Below are 21,801 nucleotides of genomic sequence, written 5' to 3'. Positions count from 1 at the left end.
AGCTTCCCGACGCTTATGCCCGCGCCGGCTTGCCGGCGGAATGGTGCGCAGTGTATCGGGCGATGAGTCCGAGCAGGTGCTCTTCGTCATAGGGCTTGCCCAGGTAGTCGTCGACGCCGAGTTGCTGCGCGTAGTCGCGATGCTTCTGCGCGATCCGCGAGGTGATCATGATCACCGGCAGCGATGACAGGCGTGCGTCGGCCCGCAGATTGCGCACCAGATCGAAGCCGTCCATGCGCGGCATCTCGATGTCCGACAGCACGACCGTGGGCAGCTCGTCGCCGCCCAGGCGCTCCATCGCATCCAGACCGTCCTTGGCCAGCAGCACGCGATAGCCTTCGCGCTCGAGCAGGCGCTGCGTCACGCGCCGCACCGTCAGCGAGTCGTCCACCACCATCACCAGGGGCGCGAGCGGGACCGGAGCCTGCTCGACCACGACCTGGCGCGCGGCCTGCGCTTCGTGCACGCGCTGCTGCGCGGCATGGCCGTAGCGGTTGGCCAGCGCCACCGGGTTGTAGATCAGCGCCACGTCGCCCGAGGCCAGCAGGCTGATGCCGGCAAGACCCGGCACCTGCATCAGCTGCGGGCCCAGGTTCTTGATCACGACTTCCTGGTTGCCCAGCACTTCGTCGACATGCAGCGCCAGGCGCTGCTGCGCGCTGTGCACCAGCGCCACCGGCACCGTCTTGCTTTGCGCGACGCCGCGATCGCTGTGATGCATCAGACCGCCCAGCCAGTAGAAGGGCATGCGCTCGCCGGCGGCCATCAGCGCGCCGTCGGCATAGGCCTGCTCGACCTGCTCGACCGACAGGCGCTGCACCGACAGCATCAGGCTGGCTGGCACCGCGACCTTGCGATCGCCGTAGCGCAGCACCACGACCTGCGTCAGCGCCGTGGTCAGCGGCACGCGCAGCTCGAAGCTGGCGCCCTGCCCCGCGGTCGACTGGGTCAGCACGTAGCCGCCCAGCGTGTTCACTTCCGAGCGCACGACGTCCATGCCGACGCCGCGGCCGGCCATCTCGGTCAGCGCTTCCGCCGTCGAGAAGCCGGGCTCGAAGATCAGGTCCATCAGCCGCGTGTCGTCCAGCGTCTGACCCGGCTGGATCAGACCCTGGCTTTCGCCGCGGGCGCGGATGCGCGCCAGATCGAGGCCGGCGCCGTCATCGCTGAAGCGGACCTGGATCTCGTTGCCTTCCTGATGCAGGCTCAGCACGATGCGGCCCGACGCGGTCTTGCCCGCCTGCTGGCGCGCCTCCGGCGTCTCGATGCCGTGCACCACGCTGTTGCGCAGCAGGTGCTCGAAGGCGCCCGTCAGGCGCTCCAGCACCGCGCGGTCCAGTTCGACGCCGCCGCCGCGGATCTCCAACTGGGCCTGTTTGCCGCTCTCGCGGGCGGCCTGGCGGACGACGCGATGCAGACGTTCGGCCAGGCTGGAGTCGAACTCCACCATGCGCGTGCGCAGCAGGTCGTCCTGCAGCTCGCGGGTCAGGCGCGACTGGGCGGCCAATTCGTCTTCGCCGGCCGCGACGTTGCGCTGCAGTCCGCGCTGCACCGTGGCCACGTCGTTGACCGACTCCGCCAACATGCGGGTCAGCTCCTGGAAGCGGGTGTAGCGGTCGAACTCCAGCGGATCGAAGTCCTTGCCGGTCGCGTGGACGGCTTCCTGGCGGGCGGCGATGCGGGCCTCGGCCTGCAGCTCCAGCTCGCGCAACTGCGTGCGCAGGCGCTCCAGGTTGTCGTCCAGATCGGCCAGCGAGGTCCGCATCTGACCCAGCTCGGACTCCAGCCGCGCGCGGCGGATGGAGACCTCGCCGGACAGCGCGGCCATGCGTTCCAGCAACACGCCGCGCACGCGCACCTGCGCGGCCGGCGCCACCGGGGCGCTCTCCAGCGGCTGGCCGAGGTCGGCGATCTCGCTGAAATGGGCCCAGTCGATCTCGACGTCGGGCGCGGGGACTGGCGCGGGCGTCGGTTCCGCTTCGGGTTCCGGCTCGGCTTCGGTCTCGGAAGACACCAGAGGCTCAGCCGTCGTGGACGGCTCCACCAGCTCCGCGGCTTCGGACGCGTGAGCGGCCTGGGCTTCGGCCCCAGCTTCGGCCGAGGCATCGCCTTCGGCCACCAGGATCGCGTCGGAACCCTCGGCGGGCGCGGGCACGGTCTCGACCACGGCGGTCGCCGAGATCGGCGCCTGCGTCGGCACGGGCGTCGAGGCCGCGGCCAACGGCTGCGGATCGCGCCAGGTGCGCTGCAGCGTGGTGAAGGCGTGCTCCAGGCCGTCGCCGGCGTCCTGCAAGGCGAGCAGCTGCTCGTAGCGCGGCTCGCCGTCGCCGACCAGGCGCTCGATCTGCGATTCCAGCTGATGGGCCAGCTCGCCCAAGCGCATCGCGCCGGCCAGGCGGGCGCCGCCCTTGAAGGTGTGCAGCACCCGCATGCAAGCGGCGGCGCGGCCTGTGTCAGCGGGCGTCGCGGCCCACTCGCGCAGCGCGGCGTGCAGCTCGCCCAGCAGGTCCTCGGCCTCTTCCTCGAAGATCGGCATCAGCTCCGGCTCGATCTGGTCGGGCAGGCTGAAGTCGAAATCATCGTCGGCCGCGGAGACCGGCGCGGACGCCGGCGGCAGCTCATGCGCCGAGGCGATGAAGGGCGGCAGCGCGTCGCTCGGATCGATCGGATCGACCAGCGAGGCCGACAAGTCGTTCGGGCTGGACGACAGCGCGGCGGTCGAGACCTCCTGCAGCGACATGGCCAGCAAGCCGGCGTCGCTGTCGGCATGGCCGTCGGGCAGCGGCGCGCCCGGCTCGAAGTCTTGCAGATCGGCCATCAGCACCGGATCGGCTTCCTTCAGGAAACCGGCGGCGAACTGATGCAGCAGACGGCGGATCTCGTCGGCGGCGCGCGGGAACAGCGTCGGATCGGCGACCTCGTGGCCTTGGGCGCGTTCGAGCGCATGCTCCAGCGCGCGGGCCAACGCGGACAGATCCTCGAAGCCGACCGTCGCGGCGCTGCCGGCCAGGCCATGGGCCAGCGCGGCGGCGTCCGTGGGCAGCGGCGATTGCGGCAGCAGCGACCACTCGCTGAGCTCGACCTGCAACTGGCGCGAACGCTCGTCCGCTTCGTTCAGGAAGATGTTGAACAGCGCGATGCTGATGCGCAGGGGACCGATGACCTTGACGCCCTCGTCGGACTCCTCGGGCTCGTCATCCAGCGGCGGCGAGACCGCCGTGCCGCCGACCAGGCTCAGCGCCGGCGCGGCGTGCGTCAACGGCGTCGGCGGCGACGACAGGTCGAGGTCGGGCAGCTCCAGATCGGACAGGGTCAGCGGCGACAGGCCGTCGACCGGCGTCCCGGACGGGGTAGCCGTGGCGGCCTCGTCGTCGAGCGTCGCCAGCGCGTCCTCGTCGACGGGCTCTGCGCCTTCGGGAGGCTCGACGTGTTCGGCGCCTTCGATCAGCTCCTGCGACAGGTCCAGCGTCAGCTCGACGGCGGGCGCATCGATCGCGTCGATCGCGGGCACGGCCTGCGTGTTCAGCGCGGACAGATCGGACAGGTCCAGCAGATCCAGCGTCGGCTCATCGATGAACGACGCCGGCGCGTCCTCCAGCGGCATCGCGGAGGTCGGCTCGATGTCCACCAGCGGCGCGTCCTCGGGCCAGCCGGGTGGCAAGTCCAAGCTCGTGGTCGGCTCCAGCGGCAGCGTGGGCTCGGCGGTGAAATCCGGAGGCGTGGACAGATCCAGGGTCTCGAAGGCCTCGGACGGCGTGGCGGGCTCGATCAGATCGGACGCCTGCACCTCCTCGGCCACCGTCGGCAGCTCCAGCGTCGCGTCCAGGACCGGCGGCTCCTCGGGCGGCGTCGGCTTCAGCGCGGCCAGATCCACCGTCGCGTCGAGCTCCGGCAGCGCCTGCGTCAGCTCCGGAATCTGGGCCGGCGCGTCGGCGCTCAGGTCCAGCGGCAGATCGGCGGGGAACTCCAGCGGCAGCTCGGTGAGCGTCGTCAGTTCGGCAGCAGCGACCGCGCCAGGCACCGCTTGCGGCAACCCGATGTCGGTGACGATGTCCAGATCGGGCATCGGCAGCGGCTCGACGTCCAAGCCCGGCAGGTCCAGCGCGGGCAGGTCCAGCGAGGGCAGATCCTCGACCAGCGAGCGCGGCGAGGCGTCCAGCGTCGCGAGCAGGTCCAGCGCGGCCTGCTCATCGGGCGTCGGCGCGACGGCCTCGGAGGGCTCCGCCAGCGTCGGCTCGGACGGGTCCGGCACGTCCGACGGCTCGATGAACTCGCCCGGCGCCAGGTCGATCGCGTCGCCCCGGAAGGAGAGATCGTCGACACGGGCGACATGGTCCGCATCGACCGGGTGCTCGTGCTCGACGGCATCGACCGCTTCAGGGAAGGCGGGCAGCTCGGCGACTTCGATGACTTCGCCGACATCGGCCAGTTCCTTGAACTCGGCCAGCTCGGGCAGATCGCCCAAGTCCACGAACTCGACCAGCTCCGGCGCATCGGGATCGACCGGCGCGGCGTGCGCGATCGGAGCCTCATGCGGCTCATGCGCTTCGGGGAGGGCCGGCGCGGGCGTCAGGCCCAGGTCGGCCGTCTCGGCGGCCACGGCGAGCGAGAGCGGCACGGCGGCCTCGGCCACCGGCGTCGGGATCGCGGCGGCCGCGGCTTGCAGCGGCTGATAGCGGTTCTCCAGCCGCAGCGCATCGGCGGCGGCGCGGAACGGAGCGCTGTGATAACCGTGCGGACGGGACTCGCCGATGGCGACGGCCCAGTCCTGGAAGGCGTCCAGGGCCTCATTGCTGAAGCGCAGCAGATCTTGGTCCGCCTGCGGATGCTCCGCCAGACGGTGATTGAAGAGCTGCTCGCAGGCCCAGCCGGCTTCGCCGAACTCGTTCAGCCCGACCATGCGCGAGCTGCCCTTGAGCGTGTGGAACGCGCGGCGCACCGTCGTCAGCTGCTCCTTGTCGGAGCCGTTGCGGGCCAGCGCGATCAGCGCCTCGCGCGCGGTCGCGACGACCTCGGCGGCCTCTTCCAGGAAGATGCCCAGCATCTCCTCGTCAATGGCTTCCTCGGCCTGCGGGATCGGGGCGCTGGGCGCGGGTGCGGGGGGAGCCACCGGGGCCGCGGCCTCGATGAACTGCTGCAGCGACTCGGCGGCCTGATGGCCGGTGGCCGTATCGCCGGCCGACAGCAACTGCTGCTGCGCCTGCTGCGCGGCCTGCGCCAGGCCGAGATCGTCGGCGGCACGGGCTTCGTGAGAAATGCGTTCCAGATCGCGCGCCAGATCCTCGGTCGAGCGATCGCCCTGGGCGACGGCTTGCGCGGTCGCCTGCAGCTGATCCAGCAGCTGCGGCTTGGCGGCGGCTTCGGCGTCGGCCAGCTCGCGCGCATGGGCGCGTTGCTCGCTCTCGCGGCCGACCAGCGACTGCAGCAGGCCCGCGTCCTCGTCGAAACGGAACATGCGCTTGGCCAACTGCGGCTGGACGCTGAGCATGTCGATCAGGAAGCCGACCGCGCCCAGGTTGTGGGCCAGCCGGTCGAACTGCGCCTGCGGACCGGGCAGCGTGGGATCGACTTCGGTGTTGGCCAGTTCATCGACCTGGTCGCGCATGCGCAGCATGGCCTGCGCGGCCTGCGTCAGACCCAGCACGCTGAACACGCCGCGCATGGTCTGCAGCTGATTCGGCACCGGGATCAGCAGCTCGCGCTTGGCGGGGTCGCGGAAATACTCGTCGCACTGGCGCTCGACCTCGGACAGGCTGGCGCGCAGCTCGTGCACGACCGAGCCCAGCGTCTGGCGATCGGCGACGCGGCGGTACAGCTCCTCCATCCAGGCTTCCAGCGCCAGCGGCGCCTCGCCGTGACCGACGGACTCGATGCGGCGAGCCAGACTCTTGACGCGCTCGGCCTGCTCGGGCTGGTCGAAGGCCTCGTCCTCGAGCGCCGCCTCCAGATAGAGCATGCAGGTCGCGATCTCCATCGCCAGCGCGGGCGACGGGGCCTGTCCCGAACGCAGCGTCGCGACGACGGCCCGACGCAGCGTGTCACCCAGCACTTCACCACTGGGGAAGAGCTTCTGCAGCGACTCGCCGACGTTGGCGAACTGCTCGTTCAGCCCGCCCAGGCGATGGGTCTCGCCCTCGGCGGCCGAGGCCCACGATTCCTTGGCCACGGCGACGCGGCGCTTGGCGCTGGCGACCCAGTTCGGATCGATGCGGCCCAGCGTGTCGTCGCGGTAGTCGACCGATTGCGCCTCCACCAGCCCGTAGACCTGTTGGACGGCTTCCAGCCGCGGCGCGCTGCCGGGCTCGGGCTGACGCGAGGCGGCGGCGAAGAACAGCAGGTCCTTGGCCAGACGCTCGGACGGGGCGGCGTCACCACCCGCGCGCAGCTGCGCCAGCAGCCGCGAACCCAGCCGCTTGACCAGCGTGTCCACGGGGAGCAGCCCGCGCGATTGGGCCTCGAACTGGCCCGCGGCCAGCATCCAGAGCGTGCGCGCATTCGGCAGCGACTGCGTCCGCGCCAGGCCCGCGCACAGGTCGCTCAGCAGCTGGCCCTGACCGGGCGCCGGGGCGCGCATCTGCTTGAGCAGCAGGGTCTCGAAGGGACCGCGCATCTGCTCGGCGCTCAGCGCGCGGACGGCGGTATCCAGCGGCAGCTCGCGCCAGCGGAACTCCTCGGTCCACAGGTCGGCCGGGTGAATCCGGCCCGCGCCGTTGAGTTCCTGCAGCGACTGGTAGGCCGGGAACAGCGCCAGCGAGCTGGGCTGACCACCGGCCAGGGTCTTGGCGATGAAGGCCAGCACCGCGAAGTCGGCGCGCTCGACGGCCTCCACTTCGGCGACGGTGACCGCGTTCGGGGACTCGGCCAGACGGAACAGCGTGGCCTCGGCGGCGCGCAGCAGCTGCGCGGCGGCGGGCAGGCTGACCACCGCCAGCACGCCGGCCGCCTGGTGCATCTGCTGGGCCGCGCCCTGCAGCGCCGGGCTGGGTTGGCCGTCGCCGCCGGTGAGGGGCGAGGACCGCGCATCGGCATCGCGCAGCACGCGGCGAAGGGCCTTGTGCACCGATTCCAGCGTGCGGCGCAGTTCCTCCTGCACCCAAGCCAGCGGGCTCAGGTCGGCAGGGAACTCGGATTCGCGCGTGAGGTCCATGATCAGACGACCTTGAATCGGGCCACCGACTGCTTCAGCGCCTCGGCGGAACGCGACAGCTCATGCACCATCTGAGCGGTGGAGCGCGTGCCCTCGGAAGTCTGCTCGGTCACCGCGAAGATGTGCTGGATGTTGGCGCCGACCTCGTTGGCCGCGCGCGCTTCGTTCTGCGCAACCGCCGAGATCTGCGCGGTCAGCTCGTCCAGGCGACGCGACACCGAGTCGATGTCCTCCAGCGCGCGGCCGGCCGCGTCGGACAGCTTCGTACCCTCGACCACGCCCAGCGTGGAGCGCTCCATGGCGGCCACCGCGTCGTGGGTATCGGTCTGAATGGTCTTGACCAGCGCCGCGATCCGGCGCGTCGCGTCGGCCGAGCGTTCCGCCAGCCGCTGCACTTCTTCCGCCACCACCGAGAAGCCGCGACCGGCTTCACCGGCGGAGGCCGCCTGGATCGCCGCGTTCAGCGCCAGCACGTTGGTCTGCTCGGTAATGTCGGAGATCAGCTCGGTGATCTCGCCGATCTCCTGCGAGGACTCGCCCAGCCGCTTGATGCGCTTGGAGGTCTCCTGGATGTGATCGCGGATCTGGTTCATGCCGCCGATGTTGTTCTGCATGGCCTGCAGACCCTGCTCGGCCGCTTCCCGCGACTGGCGGGCCACGTCGGCGGTCTGCTGCGCCTGCGCGGACACGTCGTTGATCCGGTGGGCCATCTGCAGCACGGCCTCGCCGGTGGCGCGGATCTCGTGCAGCTGTTCGGTCGAGGCGGCCAGCAGCTCGGTCGAGGTCTGGTCGACCTGCGCGGTCGTTTCCGTCACCCGGCCCGCCGTGGTCTGCACCTGGTGCACCAGCGTGCGCAGCTCTTCCACCGTGTAGTTCACCGAGTCGGCGATCGCGCCGGTGATGTCCTCGGTCACCGTCGCCTGGTGCGTCAGGTCGCCCTCCGCGACGGTCTGCAGCTCGTTCATCAGACGCAGAATCGCGGCCTGGTTGGCGTCGTTGACGCGCTTGGCCTCTTGCTCCTGCGCCTCGGCCTCGCGGCGTTGCTCTTCGGCGAGTTGCGCGCGGCGGCCCTGGTCCGACACGTACAGCCGCAGGAAGCCCAGCGCGCCCACCACCAGCAGCGCCAGCGAGGCGACCATGCCGATCAGCAGCAGCGGATTCAGTCCGCCAGCCGATTCCAGGCCTTGCGAGAGCTGGTCCAGGTCCTTGCGCAGCACTTCGCTGTCGTTGAGGATCGCCGTCTGCGCTTCCCGCGCGGACACCAGGCCCTGCAGGTTGGACAGGATGGCCGTGGCCTGCGTGCGGGTCTGGTCGTACTGGGTCAACAGGACCTTCAGACGCTCGCGCACCTGCGCGTCCTTGGCGCCGGCCAGGTGCAGCTCGGGGTTGCCGTTGAGCAGCGCCTGGGCGATCTCGCGGAAGGCGTTCAGGTCCTTGCCCAGCAGGAAGACGGCCTCCGGGCTCACGCCCTCTTGCGTCAGGAATTCGTTGGCGGACTTGCCGATGCGCTGGGTCAGCATCACCAGCTGACCGACCGCGGCGACTTCGCCGGTCGGGGCCGAGCTCTGCAGCGACAGCGAGGCCACCGCCTCGGCACTTTCCAGCAGGTCCGACGATTGACGGTTGATCGCGCGCAGCGCGGCGCCGACCTGCGTCAGCACCTTCTCCTGCGCCAGCATGACCTTCGTGTTCTTGTCGGCGCGGGCGACCATGGGGGCGATCTTGTCCAGGGTCTCGTCCAACGAGCCCGGGGCCTTGGCCAGATCGCCGCTGCCGTCGCGCAGCGAGCCGATCACGCCGGTCAGCACCTCGGACGCTTCCTTCATTTCGGGGAAGGCGTTCTTGTTGCCCAGCAGCGCGGTCGAGACCGCCTTGGCCAGGCGCTGCGACTGCATGGCCGCCTGACCGGCGCCGCGCACCTGCGCCGCCGAGCGGTTGCTGCCGTACAGCGCGGTCGCGACCGTGGCGGCCGTGCCGATCACGCCGACCGCGACCAGCACCGTGTACAGCGGCGTGCGCCGGGCCGCGGGCGCCTTGACCGCCGGCATGGGCGTGGGCGTGTCGGGGGCGGACGCCGAGGGCTGATAGCCGGCGTTCGTGTCCTGGAACTCGGGCGTGGGCTGGGCGGTCGTGATGATCGAGGGCTGGAAGTCCTGCGTGTCGTCGCTGCCCGGCCCCGTCTGCTCGGTGGTCGGTCCTGCGTCGATGTCGACGTCCGCCTTGCCCTCGTTCTTGCCCTTGTTCTTGATCTTGTCCAGGAAGCTCATCTCACCCTCGTTTGGTCGTTTCGTCGTTCGGGACCCGGGACGGGACCTTGGCCTCGCCGTCTGGCGCTCAGTTCAACACGATGCGCAGGAACTGCGGATGCCGGGCCAGTGCTTCCAGATCCAGCACCTGCCAGCGCCGGCCCTCGCCGTCGCGCATGCGCGCCGGGGCGAAGTCCGGATGGCCGGGCGCATCGGGCTCGGCCTGGAGTTGTTCGTCGCCGCGCAGCCCCAGCAGCTGATCCACCAGCAGCGCGCAGTTGATGCCCAGTTCAGGATTCACCGACACCAGCCGATGGGACGCGCTCAGCGACGTGGAGCCGCGCAGGCCCAGGAACGCCGACAGGTCCACCACCGTGTGCAGGCCGCCGCGCAGATTCGCGACGCCCAGCATCCAGGGCTGCGTGTAGGGGACGGGTTGGAGCGGGACCGGCGTGAAGATCTCGCCGGACTGCTTCAGCGGGAGCAGCAACCCCAGCCCGGCGCATTCGACGGCCAGCCAGCTGGCAGCCTGGGGCGCTTCGCGCGCCGCCTGCATGCGCTGCGCCAGCCGTTGTTGAAGTTCGCGCAGCGCTTGCTTGTTGGCCATGATGTGCTCAGCCCAGCGCCTTGATCTTGGCCAGCAATTCCTCGGCCTTGACGGGTTTGACGACGTAGTCGCGCGCGCCTTGGCGCATGCCCCAGACCTTGTCGGTCTCCTGGTTCTTGCTGGTGCACATGATCACCGGGACGTCGGCGTAGCGCTCGTCGCGGGTGATGGCGCGGGTCAGCTGGAAGCCGTTCTGGCCGGGCATGACCACGTCCATCAGGATCAGGTCGGGCTTCTCCTCGGCCAGGCGCTTCATCGCCTCCTCGCCGTTCTCGGCGGTGCGCACGGAGAAGCCGCGCTTGCCCAGCATGTCGCTGAGCGCGTGCAGCTCGGTCTTGGAGTCGTCGACCAGCAGGATCTTTTGGATGGGCATGAGATCTCCCCTTGTGGCGCCCCGCGACGGCGTGCGGCGGCCGGGTCGGATTGGGCGTCGTTGGGTGGGTGAAGCAGAAACTGGGCTGGAGGCCGGACGCGGGCTCAGGCCTCGCGCCGGTGCTGCTGGACCGCCTGCAGCAGTTGGTCCTTGGTGAAGGGCTTGGTCAGGTAGTCCTGCGAGCCCACCATCCGGCCGCGCGCCTTGTCGAACAGGCCGTCCTTGGAGGACAGCATGATCACCGGGACGTTGGAGAACTGCGGGTTGCGCTTGATGATGGCGCAGGTCTGGTAGCCGTCCAGGCGCGGCATCAGGATGTCGCAGAACACCAGGTCGGGCTGGTAGTCGCTGAGCTTGGCCAGCGCGTCGAAACCGTCCTCGGCCAGCACGACCTCGTGGCCGCCCTGCTTGAGGAAGATCTCGGCGCTGCGGCGGATCGTGTTGCTGTCGTCGATGACCAGCACCTTGGTCGCCGTGCGGGGGCTCGCGCTGGATTCCAAGCTGTTCTCCGTATGGTTCAGACGTTGGTTGTCAGAGAAATTTCAAGCTCGCGACAGTCGCCGGACGACGGGCGTCCGGCTTCCGGGTCGGCGGCGATGATCGATGACAGGACGATCGGCCGGCGCCCGGAAATACGGGTCAGATCGGGGTCAGATCTGGACCATCTCGAAGTCCTCCTTGCGGGCACCGCATTCAGGACAGGTCCAGTTCATGTCGACATCCTCCCAACGTGTGCCGGCGGCGATGCCGTGCTCGGGATCACCCGCGGCCTCGTCATAAATCCAGCCACAGATCAGGCACATCCAGGTCCTTGCTTCGCTCACGATGGGTTGACTTTGCATCACTACAATGATCGAAAGATTGTAGCCACGGCCCCCAAGCCGATCGGAGGGCAGAAGTACCGATGAAACAACAGTCGATACCGGTGCTTCTTCACATCCCGCGCATCAGTTCACGGCTTCGCGCCACCCATTCATGAGCCGCCCAGACCTCTCCTCGCAAGCCCCCCACGACGCCGTCGACGACGAGCAGGAATCCCCCCCGCCCGCCTGCGTGATGAGCTTCAACGCCAGCGACCCCAGCGGCGCGGGCGGCAGCGCGGGCGACGTGGCCACCATCGCCGCCATGGGCGCGCACGCCCTGCCGGTGGTGACCGCCATCGTCATGCGCGACACGGCCGAAGTCTTCGACCACCACACCCTGGACGGCGACGTCATCGTCGAGCAGGCCCGCTCCATCCTGGAGGACGTCCCGGTCGCCGCCTGGAAGGTCGGCTTCCTGGGCAGCGCCGAGGGCATCTCCTCGGTCGCGGAGGTGCTGTCCGACTACCCGGACACGCCGCTGGTGGCCTATCTCCCCAGCATCTCCTGGCTGGACGAGGAGCAGCAGCAGAGCTACCTGGACGCCTTCCGCGAGCTGGTGCTCCCCCAGACGCTGGTGCTGGTGGGCAACCACAAGACGCTGAGCGACTGCCTGCTCCCGGACTGGGACGCGGATCGCCCGGCCTCCCCGCGCGAGCTGGCCGTCGCCGCGAACCAGCATGGCGCCGCCCATGTGCTGGTGACCGGCATCGGCCTTCCCAATCAATTCATCGACAACGTGCTGGCCGGCCCGCAGGGCGCCATCACGGGCGAGAAGTTCGAGCGTTTCGAAGCCAGCTTCGTGGGCGCCGGCGACACGCTGTCGGCCGCGCTGGCGGCGCTGCTGTCGGTGGGCGCCGAGCCGCACGACGCGGTCGGCGAGGCGTTGGCGTTCCTGGACCAATCGCTGGAGGCGGGATTCCGTCCCGGCATGGGCAACGTGGTGCCGGACCGCTTCTTCTGGGCGCTGCCGCCCGGTGAGGAAGGCGAGGACGGCCAGCCGCTGACCGCCGCCACGACCGACGAAGTCGCCATGGACGAGCCGCCCAGCCGGGGCGGCCCGCGCCGCATCCACTGACCCTGCCCCGCGACAAACGCTTTCGCGCCGCGCGGCGACCCTCGAGTAGTACGGACCCGATCCCATGAGCCAGAACGAGACCCTGTTCGCCCGCGCCCAGCGCGTCATTCCTGGTGGCGTGAATTCGCCGGTGCGCGCCTTCCGCGCGGTCGGCGGCACGCCGCGCTTCATCAAGCGCGGTGAAGGCGCCTACATCGTCGACGCCGACGGCAAGCGCTACATCGATTACATCGGCTCCTGGGGCCCGATGATCCTGGGCCACGGCCATCCGGCCGTGCTGGAGGCGGTGCAGAGGGCCGCGCTGGAAGGCTTCTCCTTCGGCGCGCCCACCGAGCGCGAGGTCGAGTTGGCCGAGGAGATCCTGGCCCTGGTCCCCAGCTGCGAGCAGATCCGCCTGGTCAGCTCCGGCACCGAGGCGACGATGAGCGCGATCCGGCTGGCGCGCGGCGCGACGCGTCGCAGCAAGTTCATCAAGTTCGAGGGCTGCTACCACGGCCACACCGACGCGCTGCTGGTGAAGGCGGGGTCGGGTCTGGCGACCTTCGGCCACCCGACCTCGGCCGGCGTGCCGGACGAGACGGCGCAGCACACCCTCGTGCTCGAGTACAACAACGTCGCGCAGCTCGAGGAAGCCTTCGCGCTGCACGGCCCGGAGCTGGCCTGCGTGATCATCGAGCCCATCGCCGGCAACATGAATTTCGTTCGCGCCAGCGTCCCGTTCATGACCCGGCTGCGCGAGCTTTGCCGCCAGCACGGCGCGCTGCTGGTGCTGGACGAGGTGATGACCGGTTTCCGCGTGGGCCTGCGCAGCGCGCAGGGCCTGTACGCCGATCTGATTCCCGGCTTCGTGCCCGACATCAGCGTGTTCGGCAAGGTCATCGGCGGCGGCATGCCGCTGGCGGCCTTCGGCGCGAGCCGCGAAATCATGCGCCACCTCGCCCCGCTGGGCGGCGTCTATCAGGCCGGCACGCTGTCGGGCAATCCGGTGGCCACCGCCTGCGGTCTGGCCACGCTGCGCGAGCTCAAAAAGCCCGGCGTCTTCGACGCGCTGACCGCGCGGACCCGGCGTCTGGTCGACGGCCTGAAGGCCGTCGCGGCCGAGAACGGCGTGCCCTTCTCCGCCGATTGCGAGGGCGGCATGTTCGGCTTCTTCCTGCTGCCGGAGCTCCCGCAAAACTACACGACCGTGATGACCACGGACAAGGACCGCTTCAACCGCTTCTTCCACGGCATGCTGGACGCGGGCGTCTACCTGGCCCCCGCGCTGTATGAAGCGGGCTTCGTCTCCGCCGCCCACAGCGACGCCGACATCGACGCGACGCTGGATGCCGCCCGCGCCGCGCTGCGCTGAAACGACCGGCGACGGGCCGGGCCGAGTGCCGGCCCTTTGCCGTGACCTCGGGACCTCGGAGCGCCGGGATTTCCGATGCGCTCGTCAGGCGGCGTGCCCGGGCTTGCGCGGGTATTTCACCTCGCGACAGGCATTACCCTTGCTTACCGTTTGGTACAGCAGCTGAGAGAGAGACATGCATATCCACATCCTTGGCATCTGCGGCACCTTCATGGGCGGCCTGGCGGCACTGGCGCGCGAGGCCGGCCACACGGTGACCGGCTGCGACGCCAATGTCTATCCGCCGATGTCCACGCAGCTGGAGGCCCTGGGCATCGAGCTGATCCAGGGCTTCGGCGCGGAGCAGCTCTCGCTCAAACCGGATCTGTTCGTCGTCGGCAATGTGGTGACGCGCTCGTCGGAAGGCCGCTTCCCGCTGATGGAAGCCATCCTGGATGCGGGCCTGCCCTACACCAGCGGTCCGCAATTCCTGGCCGAGCACGTGCTGCAGGGCAAGCATGTGATGGCCGTCGCGGGCACACACGGCAAGACCTCGACGACGTCGATGCTGACCTGGATCCTGGAGGCGGCGGGCCTGGCGCCGGGCTTCCTGATCGGCGGCGTTCCTCAGAACTTCGGCGTGTCGGCGCGGCTGGGCGGCGGGAAGTATTTCGTCATCGAGGCCGACGAGTACGACACCGCCTTCTTCGACAAGCGCAGCAAGTTCGTCCATTACCGGCCGCGCACGGCCATCCTGAACAACCTCGAGCACGACCACGCGGACATCTTCCCGGACCTGGCCGCCATCGAGACCCAGTTCCACCATCTCGTGCGGACCGTCCCGTCCACGGGCCGCCTCGTGGTGAACGCCCGTGAGGAGGCCTTGCAGCGCGTGCTGGCGCGCGGCTGCTGGAGCGAGGTGCAGCGCTTCGGCGCCCGCAAGGAAGAGCCCGGCGCGCTGCGCGCCCGCGGCGAGCCGACGTCCTTTGACGTGCTGCGCGGCAGCCTCAAGGTCGGCCACGTCACCTGGGACCTGCTGGGCGAGCACAACCAGCTCAACGCGCTGGCCGCGATCGCGGCGGCGGAGCACGTCGGCGTCGATCCCGAGAAGGCCGCCGAGGCGCTGGGCACATTCAAGAACGTGCGGCGCCGGCTGGAGCTGCGCGGCGAGGCCGGCGGCGTGAAGGTCTACGACGACTTCGCGCATCACCCGACGGCCATCCACGCCACCATCGACGGTCTGCGCCGCCGCATCGCGCCGCAGGAGCGCATCCTGGCGGTCTTCGAGCCGCGCTCCAACACGATGAAGCTAGGCACCATGAAGGCGCAGCTCCCGTGGGCGCTGGAGGAGGCCGATCTGAGCTTCTGCAACCAGGACGGTCTGACCTGGGACGCGGCCGAGGCGCTGGCCCCGCTGGGCGAGCAGGGCTTGGTGGGCGCCAACGTCGACGCGCTGGTGGCCATGGTCAAGCGGGCGGCCAAGCCGGGCGATCACGTGCTGTGCATGAGCAACGGCGGGTTTGGCGGCATCCACGAAAAGCTGCTGGACGCGCTGAGGTAAACCGGCGATCCTGCGCCCCGCGCCGATCCGGGCGGGTGTCCGGATCCGAGCGGGGTCGGTTCTTGCCTGCCCCGCCGACATTCGACAGTTCCCGAGGAGCGACGAGACGATGAGTGGTCCTGGCAAGCTGGTGCCTGCGCTGCAGAACCGGTCCTTCCTGTGCCTGCTGGCACTGGTGACGGTGGCGTTCGGCTGGATCCTGTGGCCGATGCTGAGCGCGGTGCTGTGGGGGGTGGCGCTGGCCATCGTGTTCCAACCGCTGTATCGCAAGCTGCTGCGCAAGACGAAGCGGCCGGGTGTCGCCTCGGGGCTGACCATCGTGTTGATCCTGCTGCTGGTGGTGCTGCCGCTGACCTGGATCATGGGCGCGCTGGTGAAGGAGGCGACGGTCGTCTTCGAGATGGTCAAGAGCGGCAAGTTCAACTTCGGCGTCTATGTGTCGCAGGTCTATGCCGCGCTGCCGGCCTGGTTGCTGGAGCTGCTGGAGCGCGTGGGCCTGCACAACCTGTCCAACCTGCAGGAAAAGCTGGGAAGCGCGCTGAACCAGGGCAGCCAGTTCATGGCGACCAAGGCGCTGGGCTTCGGCCAGGACACCTTCGACTTCCTGGTGAGCTTCTGCGTGATGCTCTACCTGCTGTTCTTCCTGCTGCGCGACGGCGAGCAGCTCTCGGCCCGCATCCGCGATGCGCTCCCGTTGCAGGACTCCTACAAGCGCCAGCTGGGCGAGAAGTTCCGGACGGTGATCCGCGCGACGGTCAAGGGCAACATCGCGGTGGCCGCGATCCAGGGCGCGCTGGGCGGACTGGCCTTCTGGGTGCTGGGCATCCATGCGCCGGTCCTGTGGGCGGTGCTGATGGCCTTCCTGTCGCTGCTGCCGGCGGTGGGCGCGGCGCTGGTGTGGGCGCCGGTGGCGATCTATCTGCTCGCGACGGGCCAGATCGCCTCGGGCGTGGGTCTGCTGCTCTTCGGCACGGTGGTGATCGGGCTGGTGGACAACCTGCTTCGGCCCCTGCTGGTGGGCAAGGACACCAAGATGCCGGACTACATCGTGCTGCTGTCGACGCTGGGCGGCATGTCGGCCTTCGGCATCAACGGCTTCGTGATCGGCCCGCTGTTCGCGGCCATGTTCATCGCCGTCTGGGACATCGTGGCCGCCGAGCGGCGGTATCCGGTCGGGGACAGGGACGCTTGAGGGTCTGAGCCACCGAGCGGCTCGCCTGGTCCATCTACACAGCGGCGCCTTCGGGCGCCGTTTTCAGTTCGCGACTACGCGCGGAGCAGCTCTCTCGCCTCGCGCGTCTGATCGTGCTCGAAGGCGTCCTTGAAGGCGTCGAGCTCACGCTTGGTCAAGCCTACTTCCGGCGCCATGCCCTCGTGGCGCCACGCGTCAATCGCATCCACGACCTCTTCGAGGACCGTGCGGGCATCGCTGCCCGAAAGCTTGAAGTACCCGCAAGCGTCCATGAGCATGCCGATGGAATCGATCGGGCCTGAGTCCTCGCTCAACCAGGTTTTCGATTCGCGCAGCTTGCCGGGCATCGCATTGAGGTCGAAGGCCGGCGCGAGCCGCCACTGGCCACCGCCGTCGTAAAGGAACCCGAGATTGCGAAGATGGTCGTCGGTGTTGGTGATCAGCAGATTGAACGCCAGCCGCCGCCAGAGCTCTCGCGCGTCAGCAGACGGATTGGCGCCCTTGCGCATGAGGAGGTCGACGAGTTCGGTGTAGGCCCGGCGCTCCTCGCGCTCCGCTTGCAGCATGGACGCCGCTGACAAGTAGGGAATTCGGGCTCCGGTCGTCGTCCTGTCGAAGCGCCGGATCAGCGCAATGGGGATGCCCTTGACCTCCACCGCACGCGCCTCCGGCACGTCGATGCCAGCCCTTCGTGCCAATCGCAGGGCGAGCACCTCGGCCCGAGTGACGTTCATCGAATCCGCGATGCTTGGGAACTTCCCGATCGCCAGATGTCCCGTCTCGTCGAGCACCGTGCATTTCGGGCGCATGCCCCCCAGAGACGTTCCCTTGCCTTGGAGGTAACGGAGATCCTCCTGCGTTTCTTTGCTGGACTCGACGGCACGAGTAGCGCGATAGACGCGCTCCAGCTCAATGAAGGGAGGCGTCGCACGTTCGCCCTGTGGGACTGCCCGCAGGCACTGATCGCCGCTCGTGAGACGGAGCGCTCCGATCCTGCTGAAGTCGTCGACCGCGCAGAGATAGTCGATGGCACGCAAAGGAGCCAGAGTCGCATCCTTGCGTCGCGCCTTGGCATGCGCACGGTCGATGACCTGTCGCCCCCAGGCATCCGGTTCGGTATCGGCGAGCGCGAAGAAGAATGGCGAGTCACGATCACCCGCTGCACGTCGCGAGAAATACCCCGACTGCCGGGGAAGATCTGGAGAGATCTCGAAGCAGCGCTCATGCGACAGCCAGGAATCCTCATAGACGAACTGCGCCAGTTCGCGTCGCCCCTGCGAAACGAATTTGAGTCGACCGACGGGGACTGCGGCATCTCCGAGGCACACGCCGAAGACATCACTGTTCAGAGGCTTGGTGGCTGGCGGCATCTGCGCTCCTCAGAACGCGCCATCGCGAGACTTGCTGGTGCGAACCCGCTTGGGCAGTTGCTCGTCCATCAGCGCAAGTCCGATGTCGTCCAGCCCGGTGTCAAGAAGGTGATCCAAGCGCCCGACTTCGCCGAAGACCATCAGCACCCTGCCCAGCACATGCAACTGCATGCGCGGATCTCCCGCCTCCAGTCGCTTGATCGTGCTCAGGCCGACGCCGGCCCTCTCGGCCAACGACTGCTGCGAGAGCCCCCGCCGTCGCCGAGCCCGGTTGATATCGCCCCCGAGCTTGGACAGCACGCGCCCGACGGGTGCGGGCAACGGGCGAATTTCCTTAGGGCTCTGTCCAGACCCATCAAACGCTTTTACGGTTCCCATAGGGACCGTATGTAAGCACTTAGGAGAGCAATCGTCAAGACTCCATTAAGGGTCTTATGAGAACCAATAAATCAAATAAGAGTTCCCATCAGACCCATAAAAAAGGCCGGCAATGCCGGCCTTTCGCTTGGATGCTGGAGAGGCCCGATCACCAGGACCGAGCCGCTCATCCCATCAAGTGCGCGTCATCGATGCCTTCAGCACGGTGCTGATCAGGTCCAGGCTTTCGGCCAGATGGGCGCGGGTCTCGATCGAGCCCTTGCCCTGGGCCGCGCGCAGCTCCGATTGCAGCTGCACCGCGTTCAGACGCAGCACCGCGTAGGCCTCGGCGAACTGACCCGACGCCGCGCCGCCGCGCGTCAAGTTGGCCTGCAGACGGCGCAGGTACTCGCGCTGCAGATTGCGACGCAGCGGATCGATCTCCGCGCCGGTCTTGAGCTCGCTCCAGATCGACGATTGCACCGTCGAGTAGACCTCGTGGATCGAGATCAGCCCCTTGCGCTGCGAGGCCGGCACGTAGTTCGGCAGCTCGATCAGGCGGATGGCCGTCTGCGCTTGCAGCAGGCGATCCAGCGCCGCCAGCTGCACCCGCGACACCGCCGCCGGAATGCTGACGAAGCCGCGGTTGTTCATGTCCACGTAGTCCGCGGTGATCGAGGTCAGGAACTCCGGCTTGAAGCGGAAGCTGTCCGCGCTGAACAGACCGGTGGCCAGGAAGCGCAGCGCCTCGCGTTGCTTGGCCGGATCGACCGGACGCTGGGCCGGCGTGGCCGCGCCCGGGACGTCACGGTTCGTGATCATGCCGCCCACGTACTTGCCCACCAGCTCCGACGCGCGGCCCAGCTGCGAGAAGCCGCTCTGCAGCTGACGGCGCTGGCGCAGCGGATCGTCGCCGGCCTCGGGCTTGCGGCTCTGCACGCGCGCCCACAGCTCCTGCGTCAGCTTCAGACGCTTCTTGTAATAGGCCAGCGGATCGTCGCCCAGGTCGAAGCGGTTGATCAGCGGATCCATGCCGTCGATCGGACCGAAACCGCCCGCGTCGTAGTCGTCCGCGTAGGCATGGCCCGGCAGCGTGTTCTGCGACGCGATGCGCAGCAGCTCGGCGGCCTCGGTCTCCTTGGGGACCTGCTTGTAGGCGTACTCGATGGCCCAGTAGTCGTAGGCGCCCAGCGTGGTGTTGTTGTAGGTGGTCGGCGCCTCGCCCTGCAGCGGGATGTTGTAGGCGTTGTAGTCCATGACCGAGGCCGACAGACCGTTCGCGTCGGTCCAGGCCTTGTCCTTGAGCTGCGCCTGCGTGACCTGCGTCGAGGCCTTGAAGTTGTGCTTCAGACCCAGCGTGTGACCCACCTCATGCATGATCACGTCCTTGATCCGCGCCTGGATGAAGGCGTCGGCTTCGGGACTGTCGGGGGCGATCTCGCCGCGCGACTCCAGCACGTCCAGCGCGAAGGACATCTCCGCCGCCGCGTCCTGCGCATAGGTGCAGTAGGTCGCGTTGCGGCTGTCGCGCCAGCCCTGGTTCAGGGCGGCCAGCGCATGGGCCTCGCCGATCGAGGCGACCTCGCCGGTGCCGTGATCGTGCAGGCCGCGCGGGGCGTCCTCGGCGATGAAGGCGCGGCCGCCGCGGCTGAACACGTCGCTCATGCCGATGTCCGCATCCAGGATTTCACCGGTGCGCGGATCGACGTGGCTGGGGCCGATGGCGAAGCCCACGTCCGAGCCCACGAACCAGCGGATCGACGCGTGCGACGCGTCCATGTTGTCCCAGTCCGCGTCGTCGGGCTGCTGCTTGGCCACGACGGCGTTCTTGAAGCCGATCTTCTCGAAGGCCTTGTTCCATTCCAGGATGCCGGCCTCGACCGCGGGGCGGTACTTCGGCGGGATGTTCTTGTCCATCCAGTAGACGATGGGCTGCACCGGCTCGGACAGCGCGGCGGACGGATCCTTCTTCTCCAGGCGCCAGCGGTTGACGTTGTGCACGCGCGGATTGGGCTTGAGGTCGTCGCCCAGGTCGGTGTACGACTCGGTGAAGTGGCCCAGGCGGCCGTCGGCGCGGCGCGTGGCGGCGGGCTGCTCGGGCAGCGCGCGGAAGTTGTAGACGAAGCCCATGAACATCGAGCGCGCGTCCGGCGTGGCCTGCGGCGGCGTCGGCACCGGCACGGGCGGCGGCACCAGCGGCGGGGCCGGGATGCGCGGCGTGAAGTAATGGACCTTGGCGCCCAGCGTGCTCAGCTGCGCGTCGGCGCGGGTGTTCTCGAAGTAGGAGTTGCCGCGATCCACCGCATAGGGCAGGCGGTAGGCCATCTCCAGGCGGGTGGACATGCCGGGGATGTCCGTCAGCAGCAGGCCGGCGTCGACCAGGAAGGACTTGCGCTCCGGATGATCGGCGCTGGCCACGGGGCCGGCGGCCAGCAGCGAGGGCGAGAAGGCCTCTTCGACGGCGCGCTTGCCGCCGCCTTCACCGCGGAACTTGGTGTTCAGCGCGATCAGCTGAACGGTGTTGCCGACACGGCGCCATTCGGCCATCACGTCCGGGCCCATCTGGCTGGCGTAGAAGCCGCGCTCGCCGATGGAGCTGGTGATGTTGATGGTGAACAGGAAGGGCTTGTTCAGCATCGCGCGCGGGATCTCGATCCAGACCTTCTCGTCCTTGCGCAGGATCGGGAACAGGCCGTCCTGGCGCTTGGTGTCGCGGCTGACTTCGGCGAAGGGCTTGGGCGCGGTCGGGTCGACCGGCGGGCGCGCGGCCGTCATCGGCGAGGTCGCGCCCGGGGCGCCCGGCGCGCCGGAGGCGGCGTTGGCCGGCGCTTGCGCGGCGGGGGCGGCCGGCGCGGCGGCGGTGGGGGGGGTGCCCGGCGTGGCGCAGGCGGTCAGCAGCAGCGCCGCGGCCGCGATGGCCGTCAGCTGGATCGTGTCCCTGTGGATCATGGTCGACGTCTTGTTCTGGGCGAGGCCGGGGTCGCCGGCACGGGCCCTGTTGGGAAATGCCGGCCCCTCCCTGGGGTCCGGCCGGATCGCGCAATGTGCGGGGCCCGGGGCCACGCGTCAATGCGAAGTAACGAGCGCAACGGCACGCTGCCGCCGCGACGCGGGCGCGATCTTCGCGCGCCGAATGACCCATGCCGGAAGTGACGTCGGGCTCACCCTGCCCCGGATGCTCGATGCCATCGGCCATTCGCACGATCGCCCCGCGCGCCGCGCCTACACTGCCGCGCCATGAGCGCTCCGATCTCCGCCGCACCGCCGCAGGGCACGCCGCCCGCACGTCGCACACATCTGCTGTATCTGCATGGCTTCCGCTCGTCGCCGCGCTCGGCCAAGGCGATGCGCATGGCGCGCTGGGTCGCCGAGCATCGCCCCGGCGACCTGGTCTTCGCCAGCCCGCAGCTGCCGCCCTCGCCGCGCGAGGCGATGGCCCTGGTGGCCGAGCTGATCCGCGACTGGCCGCGCGCGACCATGGCGGTGATGGGCAGCTCGCTGGGCGGCTTCTATGCGACGCATGTGGCGCAGGGCAGCGGCGCGCGCACGGTGCTGCTGAATCCCGCCGTCGATCCGGCGCGGGATCTGGCCCACTACATCGGCGAGCAGACCTGTTGGCAGAACCCCGACGAGCACTTCTTCTTCCGCCCCGAATTCGTCGACGAGCTGCGCGCGCTGAA

The 21,801-nt window shown here is 69.2% G+C and carries 14 protein-coding genes; 5 read left to right on the top strand and 9 right to left on the bottom strand.

Annotated features, from left to right (window positions below; genetic code table 11):
- Positions 1-13 precede the first annotated feature (13 nt).
- From ABDW59_RS16110 to ABDW59_RS16085, 6 genes are all read right to left on the bottom strand, one after another.
- Positions 14-7,147: an Hpt domain-containing protein gene (locus ABDW59_RS16110; RefSeq protein WP_343630853.1), complete on the bottom strand. Its 7,134-nt coding sequence runs from the start codon at positions 7,145-7,147 to the stop codon at positions 14-16.
- 2 nt (positions 7,148-7,149) lie between these two features.
- On the bottom strand, positions 7,150-9,414 hold the full coding sequence (locus tag ABDW59_RS16105; RefSeq protein WP_343630852.1) for a methyl-accepting chemotaxis protein: 2,265 nt from the start codon (positions 9,412-9,414) through the stop codon (positions 7,150-7,152).
- Positions 9,415-9,481: 67 nt separating this feature from the next.
- On the bottom strand, positions 9,482-10,000 hold the full coding sequence (locus ABDW59_RS16100) for a chemotaxis protein CheW (RefSeq protein WP_343630851.1): 519 nt from the start codon (positions 9,998-10,000) through the stop codon (positions 9,482-9,484).
- Positions 10,001-10,007: 7 nt separating this feature from the next.
- Entirely contained in the window at positions 10,008-10,373 is a 366-nt protein-coding gene (locus ABDW59_RS16095) for a response regulator (protein ID WP_067065647.1), read from the bottom strand.
- Positions 10,374-10,477: 104 nt separating this feature from the next.
- Positions 10,478-10,873: a response regulator gene (locus tag ABDW59_RS16090; protein WP_067065646.1), complete on the bottom strand. Its 396-nt coding sequence runs from the start codon at positions 10,871-10,873 to the stop codon at positions 10,478-10,480.
- A gap of 150 nt (positions 10,874-11,023) precedes the next feature.
- The gene (locus ABDW59_RS16085; protein WP_084452486.1) at positions 11,024-11,215 is read right to left on the bottom strand and encodes a rubredoxin; all 192 of its coding nucleotides are present in this window, start codon (positions 11,213-11,215) and stop codon (positions 11,024-11,026) included.
- 133 nt (positions 11,216-11,348) lie between these two features.
- Between ABDW59_RS16085 and ABDW59_RS16080 the strand changes: the two genes are divergently transcribed.
- The 4 genes from ABDW59_RS16080 to ABDW59_RS16065 all read left to right on the top strand — a co-directional run bounded on the left by ABDW59_RS16080 (position 11,349) and on the right by ABDW59_RS16065 (position 16,394).
- Positions 11,349-12,311 carry a bifunctional hydroxymethylpyrimidine kinase/phosphomethylpyrimidine kinase gene (locus tag ABDW59_RS16080; protein WP_343630850.1) on the top strand — a complete coding sequence of 321 codons (963 nt, stop codon included), beginning with the start codon at positions 11,349-11,351 and terminating at the stop codon, positions 12,309-12,311.
- Between the two features lie 64 nt (positions 12,312-12,375).
- Positions 12,376-13,662: a glutamate-1-semialdehyde 2,1-aminomutase gene (gene hemL / locus ABDW59_RS16075; protein ID WP_343630849.1), complete on the top strand. Its 1,287-nt coding sequence runs from the start codon at positions 12,376-12,378 to the stop codon at positions 13,660-13,662.
- A 175-nt stretch (positions 13,663-13,837) separates the two neighbouring features.
- The gene (mpl, locus tag ABDW59_RS16070) at positions 13,838-15,202 is read left to right on the top strand and encodes a UDP-N-acetylmuramate:L-alanyl-gamma-D-glutamyl-meso-diaminopimelate ligase (RefSeq protein ID WP_343630848.1); all 1,365 of its coding nucleotides are present in this window, start codon (positions 13,838-13,840) and stop codon (positions 15,200-15,202) included.
- 109 nt (positions 15,203-15,311) lie between these two features.
- Entirely contained in the window at positions 15,312-16,394 is a 1,083-nt protein-coding gene (locus tag ABDW59_RS16065) for an AI-2E family transporter (protein WP_343630847.1), read from the top strand.
- A gap of 74 nt (positions 16,395-16,468) precedes the next feature.
- Here ABDW59_RS16065 and ABDW59_RS16060 read toward each other — a convergent pair whose 3' ends face one another.
- The 3 genes from ABDW59_RS16060 to ABDW59_RS16050 form a co-directional block, all read right to left on the bottom strand.
- On the bottom strand, positions 16,469-17,764 hold the full coding sequence (locus ABDW59_RS16060) for a type II toxin-antitoxin system HipA family toxin (RefSeq protein WP_343630846.1): 1,296 nt from the start codon (positions 17,762-17,764) through the stop codon (positions 16,469-16,471).
- A gap of 9 nt (positions 17,765-17,773) precedes the next feature.
- Positions 17,774-18,085, bottom strand: coding sequence for a helix-turn-helix domain-containing protein (locus ABDW59_RS16055; protein WP_343630845.1), 312 nt, complete (start codon positions 18,083-18,085; stop codon positions 17,774-17,776).
- 231 nt (positions 18,086-18,316) lie between these two features.
- Positions 18,317-21,070, bottom strand: coding sequence for a zinc-dependent metalloprotease (locus ABDW59_RS16050; RefSeq protein WP_343630844.1), 2,754 nt, complete (start codon positions 21,068-21,070; stop codon positions 18,317-18,319).
- A 288-nt stretch (positions 21,071-21,358) separates the two neighbouring features.
- Between ABDW59_RS16050 and ABDW59_RS16045 the strand changes: the two genes are divergently transcribed.
- Positions 21,359-21,801, top strand: a 443-nt coding sequence (locus tag ABDW59_RS16045; RefSeq protein ID WP_343630843.1) for a YqiA/YcfP family alpha/beta fold hydrolase, incomplete at its 3' end; no start/stop codon positions are given.

This window comes from Roseateles sp., from assembly GCF_039595295.1.
GTDB lineage: Bacteria > Pseudomonadota > Gammaproteobacteria > Burkholderiales > Burkholderiaceae_C > Roseateles.
This window is presented reverse-complemented; position numbering and strand designations above follow the sequence as displayed.